At 71.6% G+C, this 21,913-nt stretch carries 25 protein-coding genes; 18 read left to right on the forward strand and 7 right to left on the reverse strand.

The features are described from left to right. Positions 1-90: 90 nt before the first annotated feature. Positions 91-426 carry an EF-hand domain-containing protein gene (locus tag ACSQ4M_RS05380; protein WP_436188567.1) on the reverse strand — a complete coding sequence of 112 codons (336 nt, stop codon included), beginning with the start codon at positions 424-426 and terminating at the stop codon, positions 91-93. 159 nt (positions 427-585) lie between these two features. Between ACSQ4M_RS05380 and ACSQ4M_RS05385 the strand changes: the two genes are divergently transcribed. The 5 genes from ACSQ4M_RS05385 to ACSQ4M_RS05405 all read left to right on the forward strand — a co-directional run bounded on the left by ACSQ4M_RS05385 (position 586) and on the right by ACSQ4M_RS05405 (position 4,343). Further along, positions 586-1,161: a cob(I)yrinic acid a,c-diamide adenosyltransferase gene (locus tag ACSQ4M_RS05385; RefSeq protein ID WP_436188568.1), complete on the forward strand. Its 576-nt coding sequence runs from the start codon at positions 586-588 to the stop codon at positions 1,159-1,161. A 109-nt stretch (positions 1,162-1,270) separates the two neighbouring features. Next, positions 1,271-2,197 (forward strand): DMT family transporter, encoded by a 927-nt coding sequence (locus tag ACSQ4M_RS05390; protein WP_436188569.1) that lies wholly within the window; start codon positions 1,271-1,273, stop codon positions 2,195-2,197. Then, positions 2,194-2,898, forward strand: coding sequence for a glutathione S-transferase family protein (locus tag ACSQ4M_RS05395; protein WP_436188570.1), 705 nt, complete (start codon positions 2,194-2,196; stop codon positions 2,896-2,898). Before ACSQ4M_RS05390 ends, ACSQ4M_RS05395 begins: the two co-directional genes overlap by 4 nt. Before the next feature lie 14 nt (positions 2,899-2,912). Then, positions 2,913-3,707, forward strand: a complete 795-nt coding sequence (locus ACSQ4M_RS05400) for an SDR family NAD(P)-dependent oxidoreductase (protein ID WP_436188571.1) — start codon at positions 2,913-2,915, stop codon at positions 3,705-3,707. Positions 3,708-3,728: 21 nt separating this feature from the next. Further along, entirely contained in the window at positions 3,729-4,343 is a 615-nt protein-coding gene (locus ACSQ4M_RS05405) for a TetR/AcrR family transcriptional regulator (protein ID WP_436188572.1), read from the forward strand. Here ACSQ4M_RS05405 and ACSQ4M_RS05410 read toward each other — a convergent pair. Continuing rightward, complete coding sequence (locus tag ACSQ4M_RS05410; RefSeq protein WP_436188573.1) at positions 4,315-4,737, reverse strand: hotdog fold thioesterase; 423 nt, start codon at positions 4,735-4,737, stop codon at positions 4,315-4,317. The genes ACSQ4M_RS05405 and ACSQ4M_RS05410 overlap by 29 nt on opposite strands. 151 nt (positions 4,738-4,888) lie before the next feature. Between ACSQ4M_RS05410 and ACSQ4M_RS05415 the strand changes: the two genes are divergently transcribed. The 4 genes from ACSQ4M_RS05415 (at position 4,889) to ACSQ4M_RS05430 (ending at position 9,856) form a co-directional block, all read left to right on the forward strand. Next, complete coding sequence (locus tag ACSQ4M_RS05415) at positions 4,889-6,157, forward strand: hypothetical protein (RefSeq protein WP_436188574.1); 1,269 nt, start codon at positions 4,889-4,891, stop codon at positions 6,155-6,157. 131 nt (positions 6,158-6,288) lie between these two features. Further along, a complete protein-coding gene (locus tag ACSQ4M_RS05420; RefSeq protein WP_436188575.1) occupies positions 6,289-6,720 on the forward strand; it encodes a GNAT family N-acetyltransferase in 432 nt (143 codons plus the stop codon). A gap of 63 nt (positions 6,721-6,783) precedes the next feature. Further along, entirely contained in the window at positions 6,784-8,793 is a 2,010-nt protein-coding gene (locus tag ACSQ4M_RS05425) for an acetoacetate--CoA ligase (protein ID WP_436188576.1), read from the forward strand. A 4-nt stretch (positions 8,794-8,797) separates the two neighbouring features. Beyond that, complete coding sequence (locus ACSQ4M_RS05430) at positions 8,798-9,856, forward strand: DUF72 domain-containing protein (RefSeq protein ID WP_436188577.1); 1,059 nt, start codon at positions 8,798-8,800, stop codon at positions 9,854-9,856. Here ACSQ4M_RS05430 and ACSQ4M_RS05435 read toward each other — a convergent pair whose 3' ends face one another. From ACSQ4M_RS05435 to ACSQ4M_RS05445, 3 genes are read right to left on the reverse strand one after another with little or no spacing between them, the layout of a single operon-like run. Further along, on the reverse strand, positions 9,857-10,435 hold the full coding sequence (locus ACSQ4M_RS05435) for an amino acid synthesis family protein (protein ID WP_436188578.1): 579 nt from the start codon (positions 10,433-10,435) through the stop codon (positions 9,857-9,859). Positions 10,436-10,466: 31 nt separating this feature from the next. Further along, entirely contained in the window at positions 10,467-11,366 is a 900-nt protein-coding gene (locus ACSQ4M_RS05440; RefSeq protein WP_436188579.1) for a DMT family transporter, read from the reverse strand. Positions 11,367-11,369: 3 nt separating this feature from the next. After that, on the reverse strand, positions 11,370-11,888 hold the full coding sequence (locus ACSQ4M_RS05445; RefSeq protein ID WP_436188580.1) for a flavin reductase family protein: 519 nt from the start codon (positions 11,886-11,888) through the stop codon (positions 11,370-11,372). Between the two features lie 199 nt (positions 11,889-12,087). On the opposite strand from ACSQ4M_RS05445, the gene ACSQ4M_RS05450 reads away from it, so the two are divergent. After that, positions 12,088-12,345, forward strand: coding sequence for a hypothetical protein (locus tag ACSQ4M_RS05450; RefSeq protein ID WP_436188581.1), 258 nt, complete (start codon positions 12,088-12,090; stop codon positions 12,343-12,345). Positions 12,346-12,468: 123 nt separating this feature from the next. Next, a complete protein-coding gene (locus ACSQ4M_RS05455; protein ID WP_436188582.1) occupies positions 12,469-14,793 on the forward strand; it encodes a xanthine dehydrogenase family protein molybdopterin-binding subunit in 2,325 nt (774 codons plus the stop codon). 3 nt (positions 14,794-14,796) lie between these two features. Here the strand turns inward: ACSQ4M_RS05455 and ACSQ4M_RS05460 are convergent, their stop codons facing one another. Next, on the reverse strand, positions 14,797-16,095 hold the full coding sequence (locus tag ACSQ4M_RS05460) for an ATP-binding protein (RefSeq protein ID WP_436188583.1): 1,299 nt from the start codon (positions 16,093-16,095) through the stop codon (positions 14,797-14,799). Beyond that, positions 16,092-16,820, reverse strand: coding sequence for an osmolarity response regulator transcription factor OmpR (gene ompR, locus ACSQ4M_RS05465; protein WP_436188584.1), 729 nt, complete (start codon positions 16,818-16,820; stop codon positions 16,092-16,094). The genes ACSQ4M_RS05460 and ompR overlap by 4 nt, the downstream gene beginning before the upstream one ends. 172 nt (positions 16,821-16,992) lie before the next feature. Here ompR and ACSQ4M_RS05470 point away from each other — a divergent pair, with 172 nt between their 5' ends. The 7 genes from ACSQ4M_RS05470 (at position 16,993) to ACSQ4M_RS05500 (ending at position 21,818) form a co-directional block, all read left to right on the forward strand. Next, positions 16,993-17,526, forward strand: a complete 534-nt coding sequence (locus ACSQ4M_RS05470) for a hypothetical protein (RefSeq protein WP_436188585.1) — start codon at positions 16,993-16,995, stop codon at positions 17,524-17,526. Positions 17,527-17,557: 31 nt separating this feature from the next. Beyond that, entirely contained in the window at positions 17,558-17,866 is a 309-nt protein-coding gene (locus ACSQ4M_RS05475; RefSeq protein ID WP_436188586.1) for a hypothetical protein, read from the forward strand. Between the two features lie 8 nt (positions 17,867-17,874). Beyond that, entirely contained in the window at positions 17,875-18,738 is an 864-nt protein-coding gene (locus ACSQ4M_RS05480) for a sterol desaturase family protein (protein ID WP_436188587.1), read from the forward strand. Positions 18,739-18,803: 65 nt separating this feature from the next. After that, on the forward strand, positions 18,804-19,061 hold the full coding sequence (locus ACSQ4M_RS05485; RefSeq protein WP_436188588.1) for a ParD-like family protein: 258 nt from the start codon (positions 18,804-18,806) through the stop codon (positions 19,059-19,061). Positions 19,062-19,070: 9 nt separating this feature from the next. Further along, positions 19,071-19,862, forward strand: a complete 792-nt coding sequence (map, locus tag ACSQ4M_RS05490; protein WP_436193968.1) for a type I methionyl aminopeptidase — start codon at positions 19,071-19,073, stop codon at positions 19,860-19,862. A gap of 54 nt (positions 19,863-19,916) precedes the next feature. Then, positions 19,917-20,324, forward strand: a complete 408-nt coding sequence (locus tag ACSQ4M_RS05495; protein ID WP_436188589.1) for a GFA family protein — start codon at positions 19,917-19,919, stop codon at positions 20,322-20,324. A 183-nt stretch (positions 20,325-20,507) separates the two neighbouring features. Continuing rightward, the gene (locus ACSQ4M_RS05500; protein ID WP_436188590.1) at positions 20,508-21,818 is read left to right on the forward strand and encodes an IS1182 family transposase; all 1,311 of its coding nucleotides are present in this window, start codon (positions 20,508-20,510) and stop codon (positions 21,816-21,818) included. Positions 21,819-21,913: the final 95 nt, after the last annotated feature.

Genomic DNA, 21,913 nt, shown 5'->3' on the forward strand with positions numbered 1-21,913 from the left:
GGACTGCGCCTACGCCTGTGGCCCGGCGCACCCCGTCGTGGCCGCGATCGGTTCATTCACAGCTTCTGAGCGCTGCGCGGCGCGGACGCTTCAGTCGACCACGCCGCGCTGGAATTCCGCGCGCGAGAGGAGGCGGTCGCCGTTGCTGTCGATCTCGTCGAAGCGCTCGGCCACGGCCGGCAGGCGCTGCGCCTCCTCGCGGCTGAGCTTGCCGTCGCCGTTGGCATCGGCGCGGTCGAAGGCCGCGTTGACGCGCTGGTGGGCCTCGTCGCGCGCGGCGCGCGGTGCGGGTTGCTGCAGCTGCGCCTGCACCAGGCTGCCGTATTCGCGCGCGTGGACTGCGGCGCCCGAGCCGCCCATCACCAGGGCGGCGAACAGGGCCAGGCTGTGTTCTTCGAAGCGGGCGAGGGTGCGGGACTTGCGCATGCGGGACAGGGTCGGTGAAGTAGCAGGATGGCCATTGCAGCAAACGCGCGCGCGTGGCGCCAGCACTCTTGCGCCCTGTTGCCGCCTTCACATCTGGCCGCGCGACTTCACATTTGGAAGCGGCACAATGCCCGGCTTTGACCCCCTGGAGACCACGGCATGGGCAAGCGCCTCACGCAGATCGCCACACGCACGGGCGACGACGGCACCACCGGCCTGGGCGACAACACCCGCGTCGCCAAAGACAGCCTGCGCATCACCGCCATCGGCGAGGTCGACGAACTCAACTCGCACCTGGGCCTGCTGCTCTGCGAGCCGCTGCCGGCCGAAGTGCGCGAGCTGCTCGTGGACGTGCAGCACCAGCTGTTCAACCTGGGCGGCGAGCTGTCGATCCCGGGGTTCGAGCTGCTCAAGCCCGAGGCCGTGCTGCAGCTCGACCAGGCCCTGGCCGACCACAACGCCCAGCTGCCGCGCCTGGCGGAGTTCATCCTGCCGGCCGGCACGCGCGCCGCAGCGCAGGCCCATGTGTGCCGCACCGTGGCGCGCCGCGCCGAGCGGGCCGTGGTCGCGCTGGGCCGCGCCGAGGCCGTGCGCGAGGCCCCGCGCCACTACCTGAACCGGCTGTCGGACCTGCTGTTCGTGCTGGCGCGCGTGGTCAACCGCATGGACGGCGGCGACGACGTGTACTGGAAGAGCGAGCGCCTGGCGCGCGCCGAGGGCGACAGCGCCGACTGAAGACGGGCCGCTGGCCGCGGGGCGGGGCTGCAACGGGGCCACCGCGACGGTTTTATATCGATCGATCTAGAATTCATTCTTCATCGATCACCGGATGCCGCGCCGCCCCATGTCCGCACGCAACGAACCCACGCACCCTTGGCTGGCGGGCTTGCTCTGGGCCGGACTCACCGTGACCATCTTCGCCGGCTGGTTCGTCGTCACGCGCTTCAGCGTGACGCGCGAACTGCGCCTGTGGGATGTCACCGCGTTGCGCTTCGGCGTCGGCGCGCTGCTGCTGTCGCCGGCCTTGCTGCGCCGCGGCCACCGGCTGCCGGCCGCGCGCTGGGGCGAAGGCCTGTTGTATGCCTGCCTGTGGGGCTTGCCCTTCGTGCTGCTGGTGGCGTTCGGCCTGCAGCGCACCTCGGCCGGCCAGGCCGCCGCCATCGCGCCGACGCTGATGCCGGTGTTCGCCGGGCTGTTCGCCTGGGCGGTGCTCAAGGAGTTCCAGGGCCGGGTGCGCTGGCTGGGCCACGGGATCATCGTGGCGGGCATCGTGTGCATGGTCGCCGCCGGGGCCGCGGCACACGGCATGGCCGATCCGCTGGGGCTGGCGGCGCTGGCGTGCGGATCGTCCATGTGGGCGGTCTACACGCTGCTGTTCCGCCGCAGCAGCCTCACGCCCGTGCAGTCCGCCGCGCTGATCTGCGTGTGGTCGGCGCTGCTGTTCCTGCCGGTCTACGTGCTGGGCGGGTTGAGCCGGCTGGGCCAGGCCTCGGGCGCCGAGATCGCGCTGCAGGTGCTGTACCAGGGCGTTCTCATGAGCGGCGTGGCGATCGTCTCGTTCAACCGGGCCGTGGCGCTGCTCGGGCCGGCGGCGGCCTCGGCCATCATCGCGCTGATCCCGGCCGTGGCCGCGCTGGCCGCCATTCCCGTGCTCGGCGAATGGCCTGCACCGGCCGAGGCCGTGGCACTGGCCTGCGTCGTCGGCGGCGTGCTGCTGTCCGCCCGCCGGGCCCCTTCCATCACCACGACCAAAGGAGACCGCACACCATGATCCGCTTCTACTTCCACCCGACCCCCAATCCGGCCAAGGTCGCGCTGTTCCTCGAGGAAACCGGCCTGGCCTGCGAAACCGTGCCGGTCGACACGAGCAAGGGCGAGCAGCACGCGGCGGCGTTCCGCGCGGTCAACCCGAATGGCAAGGTGCCGGCCATCGTCGACACCGACGGGCCGGGCGGGGGCGAGGCGCGCGTGTTCGACTCGACCGCCATCCTGCTGTACCTGGGCGAGAAGACCGGGCAGCTGATGGGCCTGCCTGCCGACCGGCCCGAGTTGCTGTCCTGGCTGATGTTCATCGCCTCGGGCCTGGGGCCGTTCTCGGGCCAGTCGGTGCATTTCCAGCATGCCGCGCCGGCCGGGCTGGAGTACGCCGTCACGCGCTACCGGCGCGAGGCCGAGCGCCACTACCAGGTGCTGGACCAGCACCTGCAGGGCCGCGACTTCATCGTGGGCGACCACTACACCATCGCCGACATCTCGGCATGGGGGTGGATCGACCGGGCCGCGCGCGTGCGCAAGGGCGAGGCCGAGCCGCTGGCGCCGTTCCCTGCGCTGCAGCGCTGGTTTGCCGCCGTGGATGCGCGCCCGGCCACGGCGCGTGCCCGCGCCATGCTGAAGAGCCACGCCTTCAAGAGCGTCAACGACGACGAGACCAAGCGCGCGCTGTTCCCCACCAACTACGCCCCCATCGTCTGACCGCAGGAGCTGCCATGGAACTGAACGCAAAACGGGTCTTGATCACGGGCGGGACCAGCGGCATCGGTCTGGCGCTGGCCCAGACGCTGCAGGCGCGCGGTGCGCGCGTGTTCATCACGGGGCGGCGCCAGCCGGCGCTGGATGCGGCGCTGCACACGCTGGGCGCGGCCACGGGCGCCTGCGCCGACGTGGCCACGCCCACTGGCAGGCAGGCCACGCTGGCACGGGCGCTGGACGCGCTCGGGGGCCTGGACATCCTCGTCAACAACGCCGGCGGTGTGCGTGCCGGCCGGCTGGAGCGCACGACCGAGGCCGAGATCGAGGCCATGCTCGGCGTCGACCTGCTGGCGCCCATCCTGCTGACGCGCGCGGCCCTGCCGGCCCTGCGCGCCAGCGGCGACGCCATGGTGGTCAACGTCTCCTCGGGGATCGCGCTGGTGGGGGCGCCGTTCTACGCTACCTACGCGGCGGCCAAGGCCGGGCTGGCCCGGTTCGGCGAGGCGTTGCGGCGCGAACTGCTGGGCGAAGGCATCCGGGTGCTGACGGCGTATCCGGGCGCCACCGACACGCCCATGATGCAGACCAACCGCGCCGGCCCCGAACTGGGTTTTTCGCGCGAGAGCGCGGCGGCCGTGGCCGACGCCATTGCTGGCGGCATCGAGGACGATGCCATCGAGGTGATGCGCGGGGGCGAGACGCGGGCGCAGATGATCGCGCTCAACCGAACCGATCCACTGGCCGTGGACGCGCGCTTCCTGGCCCTCAAGCCCGCGCTGGAACAATCGGTGCAGGACCACAGCGCGCTGTGACGGCAAGAAAGGCGGGGGTGCATGGCCAGACCACGGCAATTCGATGAGGCCAGCGCCCTGGCGGCGGCGATCCGCTGCTTCTGGTCGCGCGGCTACGAGGCCACCTCGGTGCGCGACCTTGCCGACGCCATGGGCATCACCGGCCCCAGCCTGTACAACGCCTTCGGCGACAAGCGCGCGCTGTACCTGAAGGCCATCGACCACTATGTGGAGAACGGCTTTTGCGACCGTGTGCGCCGGTTCGAGAACCAGCTGGCACCGCTGGCCGCCATCGCCGCGTTCTTCGAAGAGATCGTGGCACTCTCGCTGGCCGACACCGAGCACAAGGGCTGCCTGGTCGTGAATGCGGCGCTGGAAACCGCGCCGCACGATGCGGAGTTCCAGGCGGCGCTGGCCGCCGTGCTCGGCGACATGGAATCGTTCTTCCTGCGTTGCGTGCAGGCCGGCCAGGCCGCCGGCAGCGTGAACGCCACGCAGCCGGCGGCCGACCTCGCGCGCACCTTGCTGGGCTTGCTGATGGGCTTGCGCGTGCTGGCGCGCGCCCGGCCTGAGCCCGCGCTGCTGCGCGGCATGGTGCGGCCAGTGCTGGCGCTGCTGGACGCAGGGACTACCGCGGCGCCAGGATCGCCATCGTGATGCGCGACACGCAGGTCAGCTCGCCGGCCTCGTTGGCCAGGTCGATCTGCCACACGTGGGTGCTGCGGCCCATGTGCACGGGCCGCGCCGTGCCGGTGACCCAGCCGCCGGTGGCGCCGCGCAGGTGGTTGGCATTGATGTCCAGGCCCACGGCGCGCCAGTCCTCGGGCACGGAGAAGGCCGCGCCGCACGAGCCCAGCGTCTCGGCCAGCACCACGCTCACGCCGCCGTGCAGCAGGCCGTAGGGCTGGCGCGTGCGCGCGTCGACCGGCACGCGGCCGCGGATGAAATCCTCGCCAACCTCCAGGAACTCGATGCCCAGGTGTTCCACGGCCGTGCCGCGGTTGCCCTGCGTCAGCAGCTCGACGGAGATCGGTTTTTTCCAGATGGGCATGGTGGACTTCGGCAGCAGCGGTTGGTCGTGGGCAGCGCCGCACTATACGGGGCGGCCGGCCGGGCCGCTGGCCCGCAGGCGACATGCGCCTACGCGCGCATGCGCTCCATGGTCGGGCTGCGGCGTGCGTCGCCGAGGCACACTGCGCGCCATGCGCAAGACCTTGCTCGCCCTGGCCGTCGCCGTGCCCGTCGCAGCGGCGCTGGCGGCATGGTGGTGCTTGCCCTCCAGGGAGGAACTGGCCGCGCGGCTGGCCCAGGAGGCCGGGGCCGCGCTGGGCGTGGGCGTGCGCATCGGCGCGCTCGACTGGCAGCTGCTGCCGCGCCCGGCGCTGGAGTTGCGTGACATCGCCACCGACCAGCAGCGCCCGCTGGAACTGCGCCGCGTGCTGGTGCAGCCGCGCCTGCTGCCGCTACTGGCCGGCCGCATGGAGCTGCACAGCCTGGAACTCGATGGCGGCACCATCGTGCAGCGCTCGCTGCGTGAGTTCAGCCGTGCGGCGCCCAAGGAGCCGGATCGCGCGGCACCTGCCCTGGAACTGGACCGGCTGGCGATCCGCGACCTGACCTGGGTCTCGTACAGCGGCGTGGCCGTGGCCTACGCGGGCGATGCCGAGTTCGACGCCGGGCTGCAGCTGCGCCAGGCCAGGTTCTGGCGGCCCGGTCTGGAGCCGGTGGCCGATCTGCAGATCACACGCCTGGCGCCGGCGTCGCAAGCGGCCACGCAGCGCTTCGGCTTGCGCCTGCGCCTGGCCGGCGGCAGCGCCGAGGGCGAGGCCACGCTGCACACCGCGGCCGATGGCCGGCTGCGGCTGCAGGGCGAACTGGCGCCGCGCGGGGTGGAGCTGCAGCAGGCGCTGGCCGCCTTCAACCGGAATTCGCCGGTGGGTGGCAAGGCCGACGGCCAGACCCGCCTGTCCGCCACCGGCGAGAACGCTCTGGCACTGGTCCAGGGCCTGCACACGGCCACGCGCTTCACGGTGCGGCCGGCCACGCTGCTGCGCTTCGACCTGGAGCGCGCGGTGGACACGCTGGGCCGCGAACACCAGGGCCAGACGCGGCTGGACCTGCTGGAGGGCCAGGTGGACACGCAGAACACGCCGGGCCAGGGCATGGAGATCCGCTTCACCGACATTCGCGCCCAGGCCGGCGCCCTGACGGCCACTGGCTCGGCGCGGCTGCACCAGAGCCGGCTGCAGGCCAAGGCCGCGGTCGATGTGGTCGACGGCGTGGTCGGCCTGCCGATCTCGGTGCGTGGGCCGCTCGGCGACCTGCAGGTGCAGGTCTCCAAGGCCCCGGCCATCGGCGCCGCCGCCGGCACCGTGGTGCTGCCCGGCATCGGCACGGCCATCGGCGCGGCGATCGGACGCATGCTGGGTGGGGACGACGCGCCCGAGCCATCCCAGCCAGCGCGGCGCTGAGCCCCCGTCGGCCTTCCTGCGGCGCTGCCGCCATCGCCCGGACGGCCAGCCCTGGGGCATGGCCCTGCAACACGGCCTGGAGCGGCCTGACTGCGCTACGCTGCCAGCTTTTGGCCGACACGGAGAACCGCATGCCGCTGCAATGGACCTACGACGCAGAGTCCGTCGACTGGGAGGCGCTGTCCGCGCTGTACCGCGCCGCGCCGCTGGGCGAGAAGCCGCCGCAGCTGCTGCAGACGGTGTTCGGCAACAGCATGTTCAAGTGCTTCGTCTACGACGGCGCGCGGCTCGTGGCGGCGGGCCGCGTGCTGGCCGATGGCGCCGATTGCGCCTACGTCTGCGACATCGCCGTGCTGCCCGAGCAGCAGGGCACAGGCCTGGGCAAGCAGGTGGTGCAGCATCTGGTGGACGCCGCGCGTGGCCACCGGAAGATCCTGCTGTACGCCGTGCCGGGCAAGGAACCGTTCTACCGCCGCTTCGGCTTTTTGCGCATGAAGACGGCGATGGCGATCTTCGAGAACCAGGAGGCGCAGCTGGCGCACGGCTACCTCGGCGAGGACTGACGGCCTGCCTATCATGCTGCCCGCTGGCGCCACGCACGGCGCCGCCAGGAGGAGACCCACCGCATGCCCACCAACCCGACCGACCGCACCCCGCACATCACCCACTACCTCGACTGGCTGCAGCGCACGCGCGGCCTGGCGTTTGCCGACTACGACGCGCTGTGGCGCTGGTCCACCACCGACCTGGAAGGCTTCTGGCAGAGCATCTGGGACCACTTCGCCCTGCAGTCGCCCACGCCGCACCACGCCGTGCTCGCCAACGACCGCATGCCGGGCGCCGAATGGTTCCCCGGCGCCCAGACCAACTACGCGCGCCAGGTGCTGCGCCACGTGGACGCGGCCCACGCCGCGGGCTGCCCGGCCATCGTCAGCGACAACGAGCGCGGCCAGCGGCGTGAACTGTCCTGGCCCGCGCTGCGCCGCCAGGTGGCGGCCCTGGCCCTGCACCTGCGCGCCCAGGGCGTGCAGCGCGGCGACCGCGTGGCCGCCTACCTGCCCAACATCCCCGAGACCATGGTGGCCTTCCTGGCCGTGGCCAGCATCGGCGCGGTTTGGAGCGTCTGCGCGCCCGACATGGGCCAGGCCGCCGTGCTCGACCGCTTCCGCCAGATCGAACCCGTGGTGCTGATCGCCTGCGACGGCGTGACCTACGGCGGCCGCGACCTCGACCGCACGCAGACCGTGGCCGAGCTGCACGCGGCCCTGCCCAGCGTGCGCCACCTCCTGGTGCTGGACAACCTGGGCGGCCTGCCGCCCGTGCCCGCCAGCCAGCCGCTGGCCGCGGTGCTGGCGCGCGACGATGCCGCCACCGCCGCCTTCGAGCCCGACTGGCTGCCGTTCGACCATCCGCTGTGGATCGTCTATTCCAGCGGCACCACGGGCCTGCCCAAGCCCATCGTGCACGGCCACGGCGGCATCGTCGTGGTGGCCCTGGCGCTGTCCACGCTGCACAACGACATCGGCTGCAGCTACGAGGGCCCGGGCAAGGGCGAGCGCTTCCTCTGGTACAGCACCACGGGCTGGATCATGTGGAACTGCCAGGTCGCGGGCCTGTTGGCCGGCACCACCTGCTGCATCTTCGACGGCAGCCCGGGCGGCAGCCGCGAGCAGCCCGACTGGGAGGTGCTGTGGCGCTTTGCCGAAAGCACGGGCGTGACCTTCTTCGGCGCCGGCGCGGCCTACTTCGCCAACTGCATGAAGGCCGGCGTGGACCTGGCGCGCTACCCGGGGCTGGCGCGCGTGCGCGCGCTGGGCACCACGGGCTCGCCGCTCGCGGAGGACGTGCAGCGCTGGGGCACGGCGCAGTACCGAAGGCTGGGCGTGCAGGACATCTGGTGGTGCAACATCTCGGGCGGCACCGACTTCGCGGGCGGCTTCATCGGCGGCCTGCGCACGCTGCCGCAGGTAGCGGGCAAGATGCAGTGCCGCATGCTGGGTTCGGCCGTCGAAGCCTGGAGCGACGAAGGCAAGCCTTTGATCGGCGAGGTCGGCGAACTGGTCTGCACGCGGCCCATCCCCTCGATGCCGCTGTACTTCTGGAACGACGCGGGCAACGCGCGCTACCTGGCCAGCTACTTCGATACCTTCCCTGGCGTGTGGCGCCATGGCGACTGGCTGCGCGTGGACGCGGACGGCAGCTGCGTGATCTTCGGCCGCAGCGACGCCACCATCAACCGCCATGGCCTGCGCATGGGCACCAGCGAGATCTACAGCGCCATCGAGGCGCTGCCCGAGGTGCTGGACGCCATGGTGGTCGACCTCGAGTACCTGGGCCGGCCGAGCTGGATGCCGCTGTTCGTGGTGCTGCGCGAGGGGGCGGTGCTGGACGATGCGCTCAAGGGCCGGCTCAACGACGCCGTGCGCCGCGCGCTGTCGCCGCGCTTCGTGCCCGATGCCATCTTCCAGGTGCCCGAGATCCCGCGCACGCTGTCGGGCAAGAAGCAGGAGCTGCCGATCAAGAAGCTGCTGCTGGGCCAGAGCGCCGACAAGGTGCTCAACCGCGGCACCATGGCCAACCCGGCCTGCCTGGCCTGGTACGAGGACTTCGCGCGCGAACACGCGGCGAGGGGCTGAGGGCTTGCAGGACCGGCTGTTTCCCGAGGCCGAGGCGCCTCCGGTGGCGCCGCTGCCCGCACCGGCACCGTCCGCCGTGGCCGCGCCGCGCGCGCGCCTGCGCCAGGTCCGGCCTGCGCCCTGGCCGGCCGAGTTGGCCGAGCTCGCGGCGCGCTTGCCCGAGCGGCTGCATCTGGGAACTTCGTCCTGGTCCTTCCCCGGCTGGGACGGCCTGGTCTGGGAGGGCGAGTACACCGAGTCCATGCTCGCGCGGCGCGGCCTGGCCACCTACGCCCGGCATCCGCTCATGCGCGCGGTCTCGCTGGACCGGGCCTTCTACCAGCCCCTGACCGTGGCCCAGTACGCGGGCTACGCCGAGCAGGTGCCGCCGGACTTCCGCTTCGTGGTCAAGGCGCCCAGCGTGGTCGCCGACGCGCTGGTGCGGCGCGAGGATGGGCAGGGCATGCGCGCCAACACCGGCTTCCTCGATCCGGGCCTGGCCTGGTCGGCGTTTGTCGAACCGGCGCTGCAGGGCCTGGGCGCCAGGGCCGGCGCGCTGGTGTTCCAGCTGAGCCCGCTGGCGCCTGCCATGCTGGCCCGCATGCCGCACTGGATCGATCGCCTGCTGTCCATGCTGGCCGCGCTGCCGCCCTTGGCCCAGCTACGCGCCCAGGCGCCCGACCTCGTCATCGCCGTGGAAGTGCGCAACGCCGAATGGCTGACACCGGCCTTCGCCGAGGCCCTGCGTGCGGGCGGCGCCACCTACTGCCTGGGCGGCCACGCCAAGCTGCCGCCGATCGCCGAACAGCTGCCCGTGCTGCGCGCGCTGTGGCCCGGCCCCATGGTCTGCCGCTGGAACCTGAACCGCCTGCACGGCGCCTATGGCTACGAGGACGCCAAGGCGCTGTACCTGCCCTTCGACAAGCTGGTCGATCCGGACCTGGAGACGCGCGAGGCGCTGGCCCGTGTGGCGCGCGCGACCACGGCCGCGGGCCACCACGCCTACCTCACGATCGGCAACAAGGCCGAGGGTTCGGCGCCTTTGAGCGTGGAGGCGATGGCGCGGCTGCTGGCGCAGCCGTGATCAGCGCTGCCCGTCGTGGACGGACACGTTCTCCTTGAGCAGGCCGCCCAGGCGCGAGTGCACGCGCCCGCCCGTGCCCATGACGAGCGCGAACAGGATTTCCTTGGGCCGCGGCGCGTCCTGGATGCCGACCTCGATGCTGTTGAAGTGGCTGCGCACGTAGCAGGCGTGGATGTAGTGCACCGGCACCATGAGCCGGTAGCCCGCGCCGGCCACGGCCTTGGCCGCCGGCACGATGGCCTTGGGCTCGCCCAGCACTGTGCGCATGGCCCAGCCGCCGGCCTCGTGCCAGACCGCGCCGTGCTCCATCTCGCCGTCCACGCCGACGATGGCGGCCTTGCTGTAGACCTCCACCTTGTCGCGGCCCAGCGTGTCCACGAGCTCCTGCGCCAGCAGCGTGCCCAGGCTGCGCAGCTCGGCCATGAAGGGCATCAGGTCGGGCTCGTAGCGGCCCGCATAGGGGTTGCGGATCACGGCACAGGCCGCGGCCATCTTGAGCGGCGTTTCCACCGGCGGGCCACCCTCGTGGTAGGTGGTCTCGATGGTCAGGCTGCGCTTGCGGATCTCGATCAAAGACATGGGGCTTCCTTGCAAGGGAGGAAAGGGGCGATCATCGCCGAAGCGGCGCGCGGTTGACCAGCCAGATGCCGGCCGCCACCAGCGCCATCGCGCCCAGCAGGCTGGGCGTCAGCGGCTCGTGCAGCGCCAGGGCACCGAACACCAGCGCGCACAGTGGCGTGAGGAAGATGAAGGCCGACAGCCGCGTGGCCGGGTAGCGGCCCAGCAGCCACATCCAGGCCAGGTAGCTCGCGAAGGCGCCGACCACGGTCTGCAGCAGCAGCGAGGTCACGACGAAGGGCGTGAACTGCACGTCCCAGCGCTCGCCCATGGCCAGTGACAGCGGCGGGAACAGCAGCGCGCAGACCGCCAGCTGGTAGAACAGCAGCTTCTCGGGCGCCAGCCGCGTGAGGCCCGTGGCGCGGATCAGCACCGTCGTCAGCCCCCACAGCAACGCCGCCAGCAGCGACAGCAGGTCGCCGCGCCAGGTGTCCAGCCCGGTGCCGAAGCCCTCGCGCAGCGCGAAGGCCACGGCCACGAAGGCGAACGCCAGTCCGGTCCACTGCGCCGGCCGCAACCGCTCGCTCGGCACCCACCAGGGCAGCAGCAGCGCCACCCAGAACGGCGAGGTGTACAGGAACACCGTGGCGCGCGAGGCCGTGGTGTGCACCAGGCCCAGGTACAGGCAGACGAACTCGCCGAAGAAGAGCAGCCCGGCGGCCAGCCCGGCCGCGAGCGAGCCGTCGCGCCCGAACAGCGCGATGCCGCGCCAGCGGCACCAGCCCATCAGCAGCAGCGTGGCCGCGACGAAGCGCAGCGCGCCCTGCAGGACCGGCGGCATGTGCGCGATGGTGGCCTTGACCAGCACCTGCTGGCCGCCCCAGAGCACGCAGCAGACCAGCAGCAGGCCGACCGCCAGGCCATCCAGGTGGTCCTTGCGCTGGGGTTGCATGGCTCAGAGGGGATGCTCGGTGTAGAAGCGCCCGCCGTGGAACAGCAGCGGCGAGGCGCCGGGCCGGTGGGCGCAGTGCTCCACCTCGCCGACGAAGATCACGTGGTCGCCTTCCTCGTAGCGGCTGCGGTTGAAGCACTCGAACACGGCGGCCGCGCCGTCCAGCAAGGGTGCACCGGCCACGCCCTCGTGCCAGGCCACGCCACTCCAGCGGTCGGTGCCGCGCTTGGCGAAGCGTTCGGCCAGCGCCTTCTGGTCCGAGGCCAGGATGTTGATGGCGTAGTGCGAACCGGCACTCAGCGCGGCCATGGACGAGGCCGCCTGCGCCAGGCTCCACAGCACCAGCGGCGGATGCAGCGAGACGGAGTTGAAGGAATTGGCGGTCAGGCCGATCAGCTGGCCATCAGCCCGGCGCGCCGTGACGATGGTCACGCCGGTAGCGAACATGGACAGGCCCTGGCGGAACTCGGCGGCAGAAAAACTCGGTGCGCGCGCTTGCGGCGGCACGGCGGGAACAGGCATGGACCGGGAATCTACCCGAACTGCCGGGCGGCCCCGCGCCGCGCCCCGATTGGCGGGCCTGGCGCCAGGGCGAATGGTGGCGCGGCTGTCCTACGGCAGCTCTGCTTGCTCTCCGACAACGCCGGCGCGCCGCTGGTCGCAGAGTTCGAAGCTTGCCCATTGCTGCCCGGCTCTGCCTGGTGGCCAGGAGAACAACACCATGGCAGCCAACGACAGGCCCCCCGGCTCTTCCAAGCCCCGCGTCAACTACCTGCGCCGCCGTCCCCGGCCCGGGGCGTTGGTGCGGCCGGCCGACGACCTGGCCTTGCCGCACGAGCGCGACCAGTCCGAGCAGGGCATGACCGACGGCGGGGTCCCTGCCGAAGGCCGGCAGGCCCATGGCGACCTGCAGCGCGGTGTGCAGGACACCAGCAAGGCGCCCGAGATGGACCACGCCTACCGTCACCAGAAGGACTGAACACCGGTCGCCCAGGCGCCGCACCGCGGCCCGATTTCTGTTAATTTCCGGCGCTGCTCCGCTTCGCGGCCATCCGGGCCCGCGAAGTGCCCGATGGACCCCGACCCCCCGAAAGGCGCAGCTTTGGACACCCTCGCTTCCCCCACCCGTTTTGGCAGCGGCCAGGCGGTTCGCCGGCTCGAAGACGACGCTTTGCTGGCCGGCCGCGGCCAGTTCACCGACGACGTGGTGCTAGAGGCCCAGCTGCGTGCGGTGTTCGTGCGCTCGCCGTATCCGCATGCCAGCATCGTGTCGGTGGACGCCGAGAGCGCACGCGGCATGGCGGGCGTGGTGGCCGTCTACACGGGCGCCGATCTCGTGGCCAAGGGCGTCAAGCCGCTGCCGGGCACGGCCGGCTTCAAGCGTGCCGACGGCGGCCCCGGCGTCACGCCGCCGCTGCATGCCCTGGCGCACGAGCGCGTGCGCTTCGTCGGCGAGCCCGTGGCCCTGGTCGTGGCCGAGACGCTGCAGCAGGCGCGCGACGCGGCCGAGGCCGTGTTCGTGGACTACGCCGAACTGCCCGCCGTGACCACGCTGGCGCAGGCCCTGTCGGCCGGTGCGCCGGTGCTGACCGAGGCCGCGCCCGACAACATCGCCGCCGAAATGCGCCACGGCGATGCCCAGGCCACGGCCGAGGCCTTCGCCCGCGCGCGCCACCATGTCACGCTGGACCTCACGCACCAGCGCCTGGCCGCGCTGACGCTGGAGCCGCGCAGCGTGCTGGCCGGCGTCGATCCGGACAGCGGCCGGCTGACCATCCGCATGTCCACCCAGATGCCCTCGGGCGTGCGCAACACCGTGGCCGACGCGCTGGGAATTGCCCGCGAGCAGGCGCGCGTGGTGGTCGGCGACGTGGGCGGTGGCTTCGGCATGAAGACCGGCGCCTACCTGGAGGATGTGGCCTTGGCGCATGCTGCGCACCAGCTGCGCCGCAGCGTGAAGTGGGTGGCCGACCGCAGCGAGGAATTCCTCTCGACCTACCATGGCCGCGACGTGCAGACGCATGCCGAACTGGCGCTGGACGAGGGGGGCCGCATCCTCGCGCTGCGCATCGCCTCGCAGGCCAACGTGGGCGCCTACGCTACCGGCACCGGCGTGGCCATCCAGCTGCTGATCGGCCCGTGGGTGCAGACCAGCGTCTACGACATCCAGACCATCGACTTCCGCTTCCAGGCCGTGCTCACCAACCAGGCGCCCACCGGCGCCTACCGCGGCGCTGGCCGGCCCGAGGCCATCTTCAACATCGAGCGCCTCATGGACGAGGCCGCGCGCCAGACCGGCATCGACCGCATCGCGCTGCGCCGCGCCAACTTCATCCGCCCCGAGCAGATGCCGTACAAGAACCCGATGGCGCAGACCTACGACACGGGCGCCTTCGAGCAGCAGATGGACCAGGCGCTGGCGCTGGCCGACTGGAGCGGCTTCGACGCGCGCGCCAAGGCCTCGGCCGCCCAGGGCAAGTGGCGCGGGCAGGGCATCGCCACCTTCCTGGAGTGGACCGGCGGCAACGTGTTCGAGGAACGCGTGACGGTCAACGTGCAGGCCGACGGCGTGATCGAGGTGTTCTCGGCCGTCAACGCCATGGGCCAGGGCATCGCCACCTCGCTCGCGCAGCTCGTGGTCGACGCCTTCGGCGTGCCGCCCGAGAAGGTGCGCGTGGTGCTGGGCGACACCGACCGCGGCGATGGCTTCGGCAGCGCCGGCTCGCGTTCCATCTTCACGGGCGGCTCGGCCGTGCGCATCGGCAGCGAGCGCACCATCGACAAGGCGCGCGAACTCGCGGCCAAGGAACTCGAGGCCGCGGCCGAGGACATCCGCTACGAGGCGGGCGCGTTCACCGTTGCCGGCACCGACCTCAAGATCGACCTGTTCGAGCTGGCCGCGCGCCAGCCCGAGCGCCGCATCTTCATGGACTCCACGAGCAGCGTGGCCGGCCCGACCTGGCCCAACGGCTGCCACATCAGCGAGATCGAGCTGGACCCGCAGACCGGCGCCGTGGAGGTCGTGGCCTATGCCTCGATGAACGACGTGGGCCGCGTGATCAACCCGCTGATCGTGACGGGCCAGCTCGACGGCGGTGCCGTACAGGGCATCGGCCAGGCGCTGTGCGAAGAGGTGGTCTACGACCGCGAGACCGGCCAGCCCGTGGCCGGCAGCCTGATGGACTACGCCGTGCCGCGCGCCGACATCCTGCAGGCCGACTTCGTCACGCGCATGGACCAGAGCGTGCCCTGCAAGAACAACCCGCTGGGCGTGAAGGGCGTGGGCGAGCTCGGCACCATCGGCGCCACGCCGTCCATCGTCAATGCGGTGGCCGACGCGCTGGCGCGCAACGGGCTGGCTGGCAAGACCACGCAGCTGCAGATGCCGGTGACGGCAGCGCGGCTGTGGACGCTGATGCACGGTTGAGCATCAGGCCGGCAGGTCGACCCGGGCGCGCAGCCCGCCGCCTTCGGCCGGGGCAAGCACCAGCTGCCCACCGTGCTGGCGCGCGATGCGGTCCACGATGGCCAGGCCCAGCCCGGCGCCGCCGCCCGAGCGCGCGCTGCCGGCCTGGCGGAACGGCTGCTTGAGCAGCTCCACCTGGTCGGGCGGGATGCCCGGCCCGTGGTCCAGTACCTCGATCCACACCCCGCCGCGGCTGGCGCCGCTGCGCAGCCGGACCGGCGGCGCGCCATGGCGCCAGGCGTTTTCCAGCAGGTTGCCCAGCGCGCGCCGCATGGCCTGCGGGCGCAGCCGCACCGCCGGCAGCGGGGTGCGCCCGGTGCGTTCGTGCGGCACCGGCTGCCCGTGGTCGGCGTAGCTGGCGAGCACCTCGTCGGCCAGCACGTCCAGGTGCAGCGGCACGCCGGCTTCGTCGGTCTCGCCGCGCGCGAAATCCAGGAACTGGCCGACGATGGCGTCCATCTGCTCGATGCTGCGCGCCATGCCGGCCATCAGTTCGGCCTCGTCGCGGCGCTGCAGGATCTCGACCGCCAGGCGCAGCTTGGTCAGCGGCGTGCGCAGGTCGTGCGAGATGCCGGCCAGCATCAGCGTGCGCTCGCGTTCGTTGTGCTGCAGGCTGTCGACCATCTGGTTGAAGCTGCGGCTGACGGTGGCCACTTCCAGCGGCCCGTCCTCGGGCAGCCGGGGCGGCGGTGCGCCGCGGGCCAGTGTCTGCGCGGCATCCACCACGCGCGCCAGCGGGCGGTTCAGCCGGCGCTGGAACCACAACGCGCCGAGCACGGCCAGCAGCGCGCTGGTGATGCTCACGGCCAGCCAGGCGCCTGTGAACTCGCGCTCCGGCGGCGCGCCGGGCAGCACCAGCCAGTGGGCGGTGCCGTCCAGGGGCAGACGCAGTGCGAGCCGGCCGTCCTCGTCGCGGCGCCATGCGGCCTGCAGGCCGAGGCGCGCCGTGCGCTCTGACACCGCCTGCACGAAGGCGCGCTCCAGCGGCGTGAGCAGTGGGCTGCGGTGCCTGGCACCGCCGGGCTCCGGCTGCGCACGCTGGTTGAAGCGCGCCAGGAACTCGGCCCGTTGCGCGGGCGGCAAGGCCAGCAGCCCGGCGCGGATCGCATCCACGTTGCGCGCCACGCTGTCGGCGAGTTGCTCCAGACGCGGCTGCAACACCATTTGGCGCAGCAGCAGCGCGCTGCCGATCTGGCCCAGCACGATCAACAGCACGATCAGCAAGGCATTGCGGCCGAACAGGCTGCGCGGCAGCAGCTTCATGGCGGTGGCATGTCCTCGGGCACGAACACGTAGCCCACACCCCAGACGGTGCGGATGTGGCGCGGCTGCGCCGGGTCGGACTCGACCAGCTTGCGCAGCCGCATGACCTGCACGTCGATGCTGCGGTCCGTGGCTTCGTGGTCGCGCCCGCGCGCCAGTTCGATCAGCCGGTCGCGGCCCAGCGGCCGGTGCGGATGGCGGGCCAGCGCGGCCAGCAGGTTGAACTCGCCCGTCGTCAGCGCGATCTCCTGGCCGGAGCGGGTCAGCCGTCGGCGCGCCAGGTCCAGCACATGCGTGCCGAAGGCGATCTCGCCCGCGTCCGGTGCCGGACCGGTGTGGGCACCGAGCAGGCGCTGGCGTCGCACCATGGCCTGGATGCGGGCCAGCAGTTCGCGCGGATTGAACGGCTTGGGAAGGTAGTCGTCCGCGCCCATCTCCAGGCCGATGATGCGGTCCAGCGGGTCGCCGCGGGCCGTGAGCATGAGGATGGGAATGGTCTCGCCCTGGGCGCGCAGCCGGCGGCAGGCGGCCAGGCCGTCCTCGCCGGGCATCATCACGTCGAGCACCAGCACGTCGAAGCGTTCGCGCGCGAGCAGCCGGTCCAGCGCCGCGGCGCCGTCCACGGTGCGCACCGCATAGCCCTGGTCGCCCAGGTAGCGCTGCAGCAGCGCGCGCAGTTCGGCTTCGTCGTCGGCGACCAGGATGCGGGCAAGCGGCTCGGGCATGGCGGCCATCGTAGTCGCGCACTGTGGTGCGCCGGCCTGCCAAAGGTATGACAAACCATGACAGCGTTCCGCGGCTGTCATCGCTGGTCACGTCTGCACCCGGTGGTGCCATGCCTGGCACACAGGCTGCCGGCACAGTGGGCACTCCCGAACCATCCGAAGGAGTTGTGCCATGAAGACCTGGTCCCCTTTTCCTGCGCTCGCCCTGGCGGCGCTGACTTGCCTGCTCAGCGCGGCGGCCTGCGATGCCCACGCCGACAGCGGCCGCCTGTTGCGTTCCAATGCCGCCGGGGGCAGCACGGCCACCGCGTGGGTGCAGCGCGAGGGTCCGCGCGATGCCCGCGTGCAACGGGCCCGCGGCGTCGCGACCGATGGGCAAGGCAACGCGGTGGCGGGGGCGGCCGGCCGCTGGTCCGGCCCTGGCGGTGCCACGGCCGAGCGCCGCGCGCAGGTCCAGCGCAGCGCGGACGGCACGGCCACGGCCACCTCCAGCCGGGCCCTCGACGGGGCGCGCGGCAGCGTGCAGTCCGATGCCAGTGTGGCGCGCAGCGCCGACGGCCAGGTGCAGGCCAGCCGCGACACCACGGCCGTGCGGACGGCCACCGGCAACAGCGTGCAGCGCAGCGTGCAGTACGACAGCAGCAGCGGGCTGACGCGCAGCTACAGCTGCCACGATGCCAGCGGCGCCCCGATGGCCTGCCGCTGACCCGATCCACCACACCACCGGGAGATTGCCCATGTTCCACACCATCCACGCCCGCCTGTTCGCCGTGCTGCTGCTCGGCGCCGGTGCCCATGCCGCCGCCCAGACCCCAGCCGCCGGCAGCCGCGCCGAGAAGGCGCGCGCCACCTTGCAACAGCGCTTTGCCGCGGCCGACGGCAACGCCGACGGGCGCCTGTCCCGTGCCGAGGCGCAGGCCGGCATGCCCTGGGTGTACCGCCACTTCGACGCCATCGACACCGCCCACAGCGGAACCGTGACGCTGGCGCAGATCGAAAGCCACGCCGTCGCCCAAGGCGCGGCCCGCAGCCGCGCGGCGCGCTGAGGCCGGCCATGTCGCTCGAACTGATGCGCCAGGCCGAAGTGGCCCAAGCCTGGCTTCCCTGGCTGGGTGCGCTGCTCGCGCTGGTGCTGGTCTGCGCCACGGCCGAAGGCCTGGTGCAGACCTTCGTGCGGCGCCTGCCCTACGACTGGCGTGCCTACGCCGCGTCCATGGCCGACGCTGTGGGCCGGCGCGTGGTGGATGCGCTGGGCCTGTCGATCGCGCTGCCGGTGCTGGCCTTCGCGCACGCGCACCGCGTGCATACGCTGGAACTCTCGACCCCCGCGGCCGTGGCCCTGCTGTTCGTCGGCCAGGAGTTCTGCTACTACTGGTATCACCGCGCTGCCCACCGCGTGCGCTGGTTCTGGGCCACGCATGCAGTGCACCACTCGCCCAACGAGCTGACGCTGGCCGCCGCACTGCGCCTGGGCTGGACCGGCAAGCTGACCGGCACCACGCTGTTCTTCACGCCGCTGGTGTGGCTGGGTTTCTCGCCGCTGGCCGTGATGGCCACGCTGGCCGCCAATCTGCTCTACCAGTTCTGGCTGCACGCGCCATGGATGCCGCGGCTGGGGCCGTTGGAGTGGGTGCTGAACACGCCGACCCACCACAAGGTCCACCATGCATCCAATCCCGAGTACCTCGACTGCAACTACGGCGGTGTGCTGATCGTGTTCGACCGCCTGTTCGGCACCTTCGTCGACCTGCGTGCCGACGTGGTGCCGCGCTACGGGCTGACCACGCCGCTGTACAGCCACAACCCGGTGCGCATCGCCTTGCACGAATGGGGCAAGCTGGCACGTGACCTGTGGGCGACGCGCGGCTGGAAGGCGCGACTGGCCACTGTGTTCGGTCCGCCGGGAGGGCGTCCGTGAAGACGTTGTGCAAGCTGCTGGGGTTGCAATATACGATTCATATACGTTTTGTATAGAATCGGCACATGGGCATCGTCAAGATTTCAGACCTCATGCACGAGAACCTGCGCGTGGCGGGCAACGCGCTGAGCCGTTCCATCAACGCGCAGGCCGAGCACTGGATGCGCATCGGCATGCTGAGCGAGATGTACCCTGGGCTGGACCACCGCGACATCTGTCAGATGCTGGTGCGGGCCGAGTTGGCGGGTGGCTTCGACATCGCGGCGGCCGTGGCGCCACCGTCCAGTGGCAAGCCACGCGCCGCGGCGAAGGCCAGGCACTGAGCCATGCTGATGCCCCGCACCATCGGCATCAAGTCGCCCGAGGAGATCGCCAAGGCGCGGGAAGCCGGTCGCCTGGCTGCCGAGGTGCTCAGCGTCGTCGCGCCGCACGTGGTGCCGGGCGTCAGCACCGAGGCGCTGGACCGCATCGCCCACGCCCACATCGTGCAGGTGCAGCGTGCCACGCCCGCCAACATCGGCTACCAGGGCTATCCCAAGACCGTGCTGACCTCGGTGAACCACGTCGTGTGCCATGGCATCCCCTCGCCCGACAAGATCCTCAAGAAGGGCGACATCGTCAACATCGACGTGGCCGTCGTCCACGACGGCTGGTTCGGCGACACCAGCCGCATGTTCTGCGTCGGCAGCCCGAGCCCGCTGGCGCGCCGCCTGGTCGACACCACCTACGAGGCCATGCGCGCCGGCATCCGGCAGGTGCGGCCCGGCGCCACGCTGGGCGACATCGGCCATGCCATCCAGACGGTTGCGCAGCGCGCGCACTTCAGCGTGGTGCGCGACTACTGCGGCCACGGCATCGGGCGCAACTACCACGAGGCGCCCGACGTGCTGCACTACGGCAACCGCGGCGAAGGGCTCCGGCTGGAGGCCGGCATGGTGTTCACCATCGAACCGATGCTCAACGCGGGCAAGGCCGGGACGCGGGAGCTGGCCGATGGCTGGACCGTGGTAACCCAGGACCGTTCGCTGTCGGCACAGTGGGAGCACATGGTGGCGGTGACGCCGGACGGCTACGAGGTGCTGACGGTCTGGCCGGACGGCACCGGGGACTATGCGCCGGTGTGAGCCCGTCGCCGTCGGCGATCATCGAAGCGGTCCGTACCAACACCGAGGAACAGCATGAAAGTCGAAGGCCAATGCCACTGCGGTGCGATCGCGTTCGAGGCGCAGGTGGAGCCAGGCACCACCACGGTCTGCCATTGCACGGACTGCCAGACGCATTCCGGCTCCGCGTTCCGGGCCAACATCGCCGCGCCGGCGGCCAGCTTCCGGCTGCTGCGGGGCGAGCCACGCACCTATGTCAAGACGGCCGCGAGCGGCGCAAAGCGGGTGCTTGCGTTCTGCGGCGACTGCGGCAGCCCGCTCTATGCCTGCGCCGTGGAGAACCCGCAGTCCTACTCGCTGCGCACCGGCGTGCTGCAGCAGCGCCATGCACTGGGTGCGCCGCGCCGGGAGATCTGGACCCGTCGGCGCCTGCCCTGGGTGCAACTGGCCGGGGTGGGGGAGAGTTGCGACGGCCAGCCGTGACGGCCCGGCTCAGAAGGTGTGAACGAACCGCGCACCTGAGCGATCATTCAGTGCATGAGCACGGCGAAGACCAGGAACACAGTTGAACAAGCCCAGCCAGGCTTGTTCGGGCAAGGGGAACTGTCGGCAAGCGGCGAAGCGCCGGTGCAGGTTGCGGCCAGCGCGCAAGGCGCACCACGGGTGATGTCGCCGGTGCGCAACCAGGTGGAACTGCGCCCCGTCGACCTGGACGCGATGCTGGGGCTTGCGCACCCGGCGCGCACTGTGTGGGCCTTCGTGCAGACCATGGACTTGGCACCGCTGTACGCGCGCATCAAGTCGGCTGGCAGCCGCGGTGGCGCTCCAGCCATCGACCCTGCGATCCTGGTGGCGCTGTGGCTGTGGGCCACGGTGGACGGCGTGGGCTCGGCACGCGAGATCGATCGGCTGTGCGAGCGCGATGACGCTTACCGCTGGATCTGCGGTGGCGTGGGCGTGAACTACCACTCGCTGGCAGACTTTCGCACCGAGCACGAAGCCTGGCTGGACACGCAGCTGACGCGCTCGATCACCTCGCTGCTCGAGCGCCGGCTGGTCACGCTCGATGTCGTGGCACAGGACGGACTGCGCGTGCGTGCGCACGCCAAGGCCTCCAGCTTTCGCCGCCGCGACAAGCTGGCCGAACTGCACGCCCAAGCGCAAGAGCAGGTCCGTGCGCTCAAGCGCGAACTGCGCGAGGACGCCGGTGCCAGTGCGCGGCGCAAGCAAGCGGCCATCGAGCGCGCTGCGCGCGAGCGTGAGCAACGCCTGGCGGCCGCTGTGGCCACGATGGACAAGCTGCAGCGCAAGACGCCGGCCCAGCCCAAAGCGGCCAAGCGGTCCAAGCAGTCCCCGGGCGATGAACCACCCGGTGGCACATGCACCGCTGCGGTCAAGCCCGAACCCGAACCGCGCGTGAGCACCACCGATCCCCAGGCGCGCGTGATGAAGATGGCCGATGGAGGCTTTCGCCCGGCCTTGAACGCGCAACTGGCTGTTGATGTCCAGACCCAACTCATCGCCGCGGTCGCCATCACCAACAGCGGCAGCGACATGGGCCAGATGGCTCCGGTACACCAAGACCTCCAGCAGCGCTACGCCACCACGCCGCAGCACTGGCTGGCAGACGGGGGCTTCACCAAGCTTGCCGCCATCGACGAGCTGACCGAGCGCGGCACCCAGCCGGTGGTGCCGCCGCCGCGCAGCCGCAACCCGAGCATCGACAGCCTGGCGCCCAAAGGCACCGACACCGCGGCGCAAGCCCAGTGGCGCGCATTCATGACCAGCGACTTCGCCAAGGACCTGTACGTCTGGCGTGGCGCCAGCGTCGAATGCGCCAACGCGCAGCTCAGGCGACGCGGTCTGCACCGCTTCAACGTCTGCGGCATGGTCAAAGCGCGCGCTGTGCTGCTGTGGCACGCCTTGGCGCACAACTTGATGCGCATGCGCAGCCTGGGGATCAAGCCAGCGGCATGAATTCAGGGGCATACGCCCCCGCATGAGGCCGTACACGCGCGCAACAGGACGCCAACACATTCCACGGCTGCGCGCCGTGTCTGCCCGCGCGATGT

This window comes from Pseudorhodoferax sp. LjRoot39, assembly GCF_964253035.1.
Classification (GTDB): Bacteria; Pseudomonadota; Gammaproteobacteria; order Burkholderiales; family Burkholderiaceae_C; genus Pseudorhodoferax.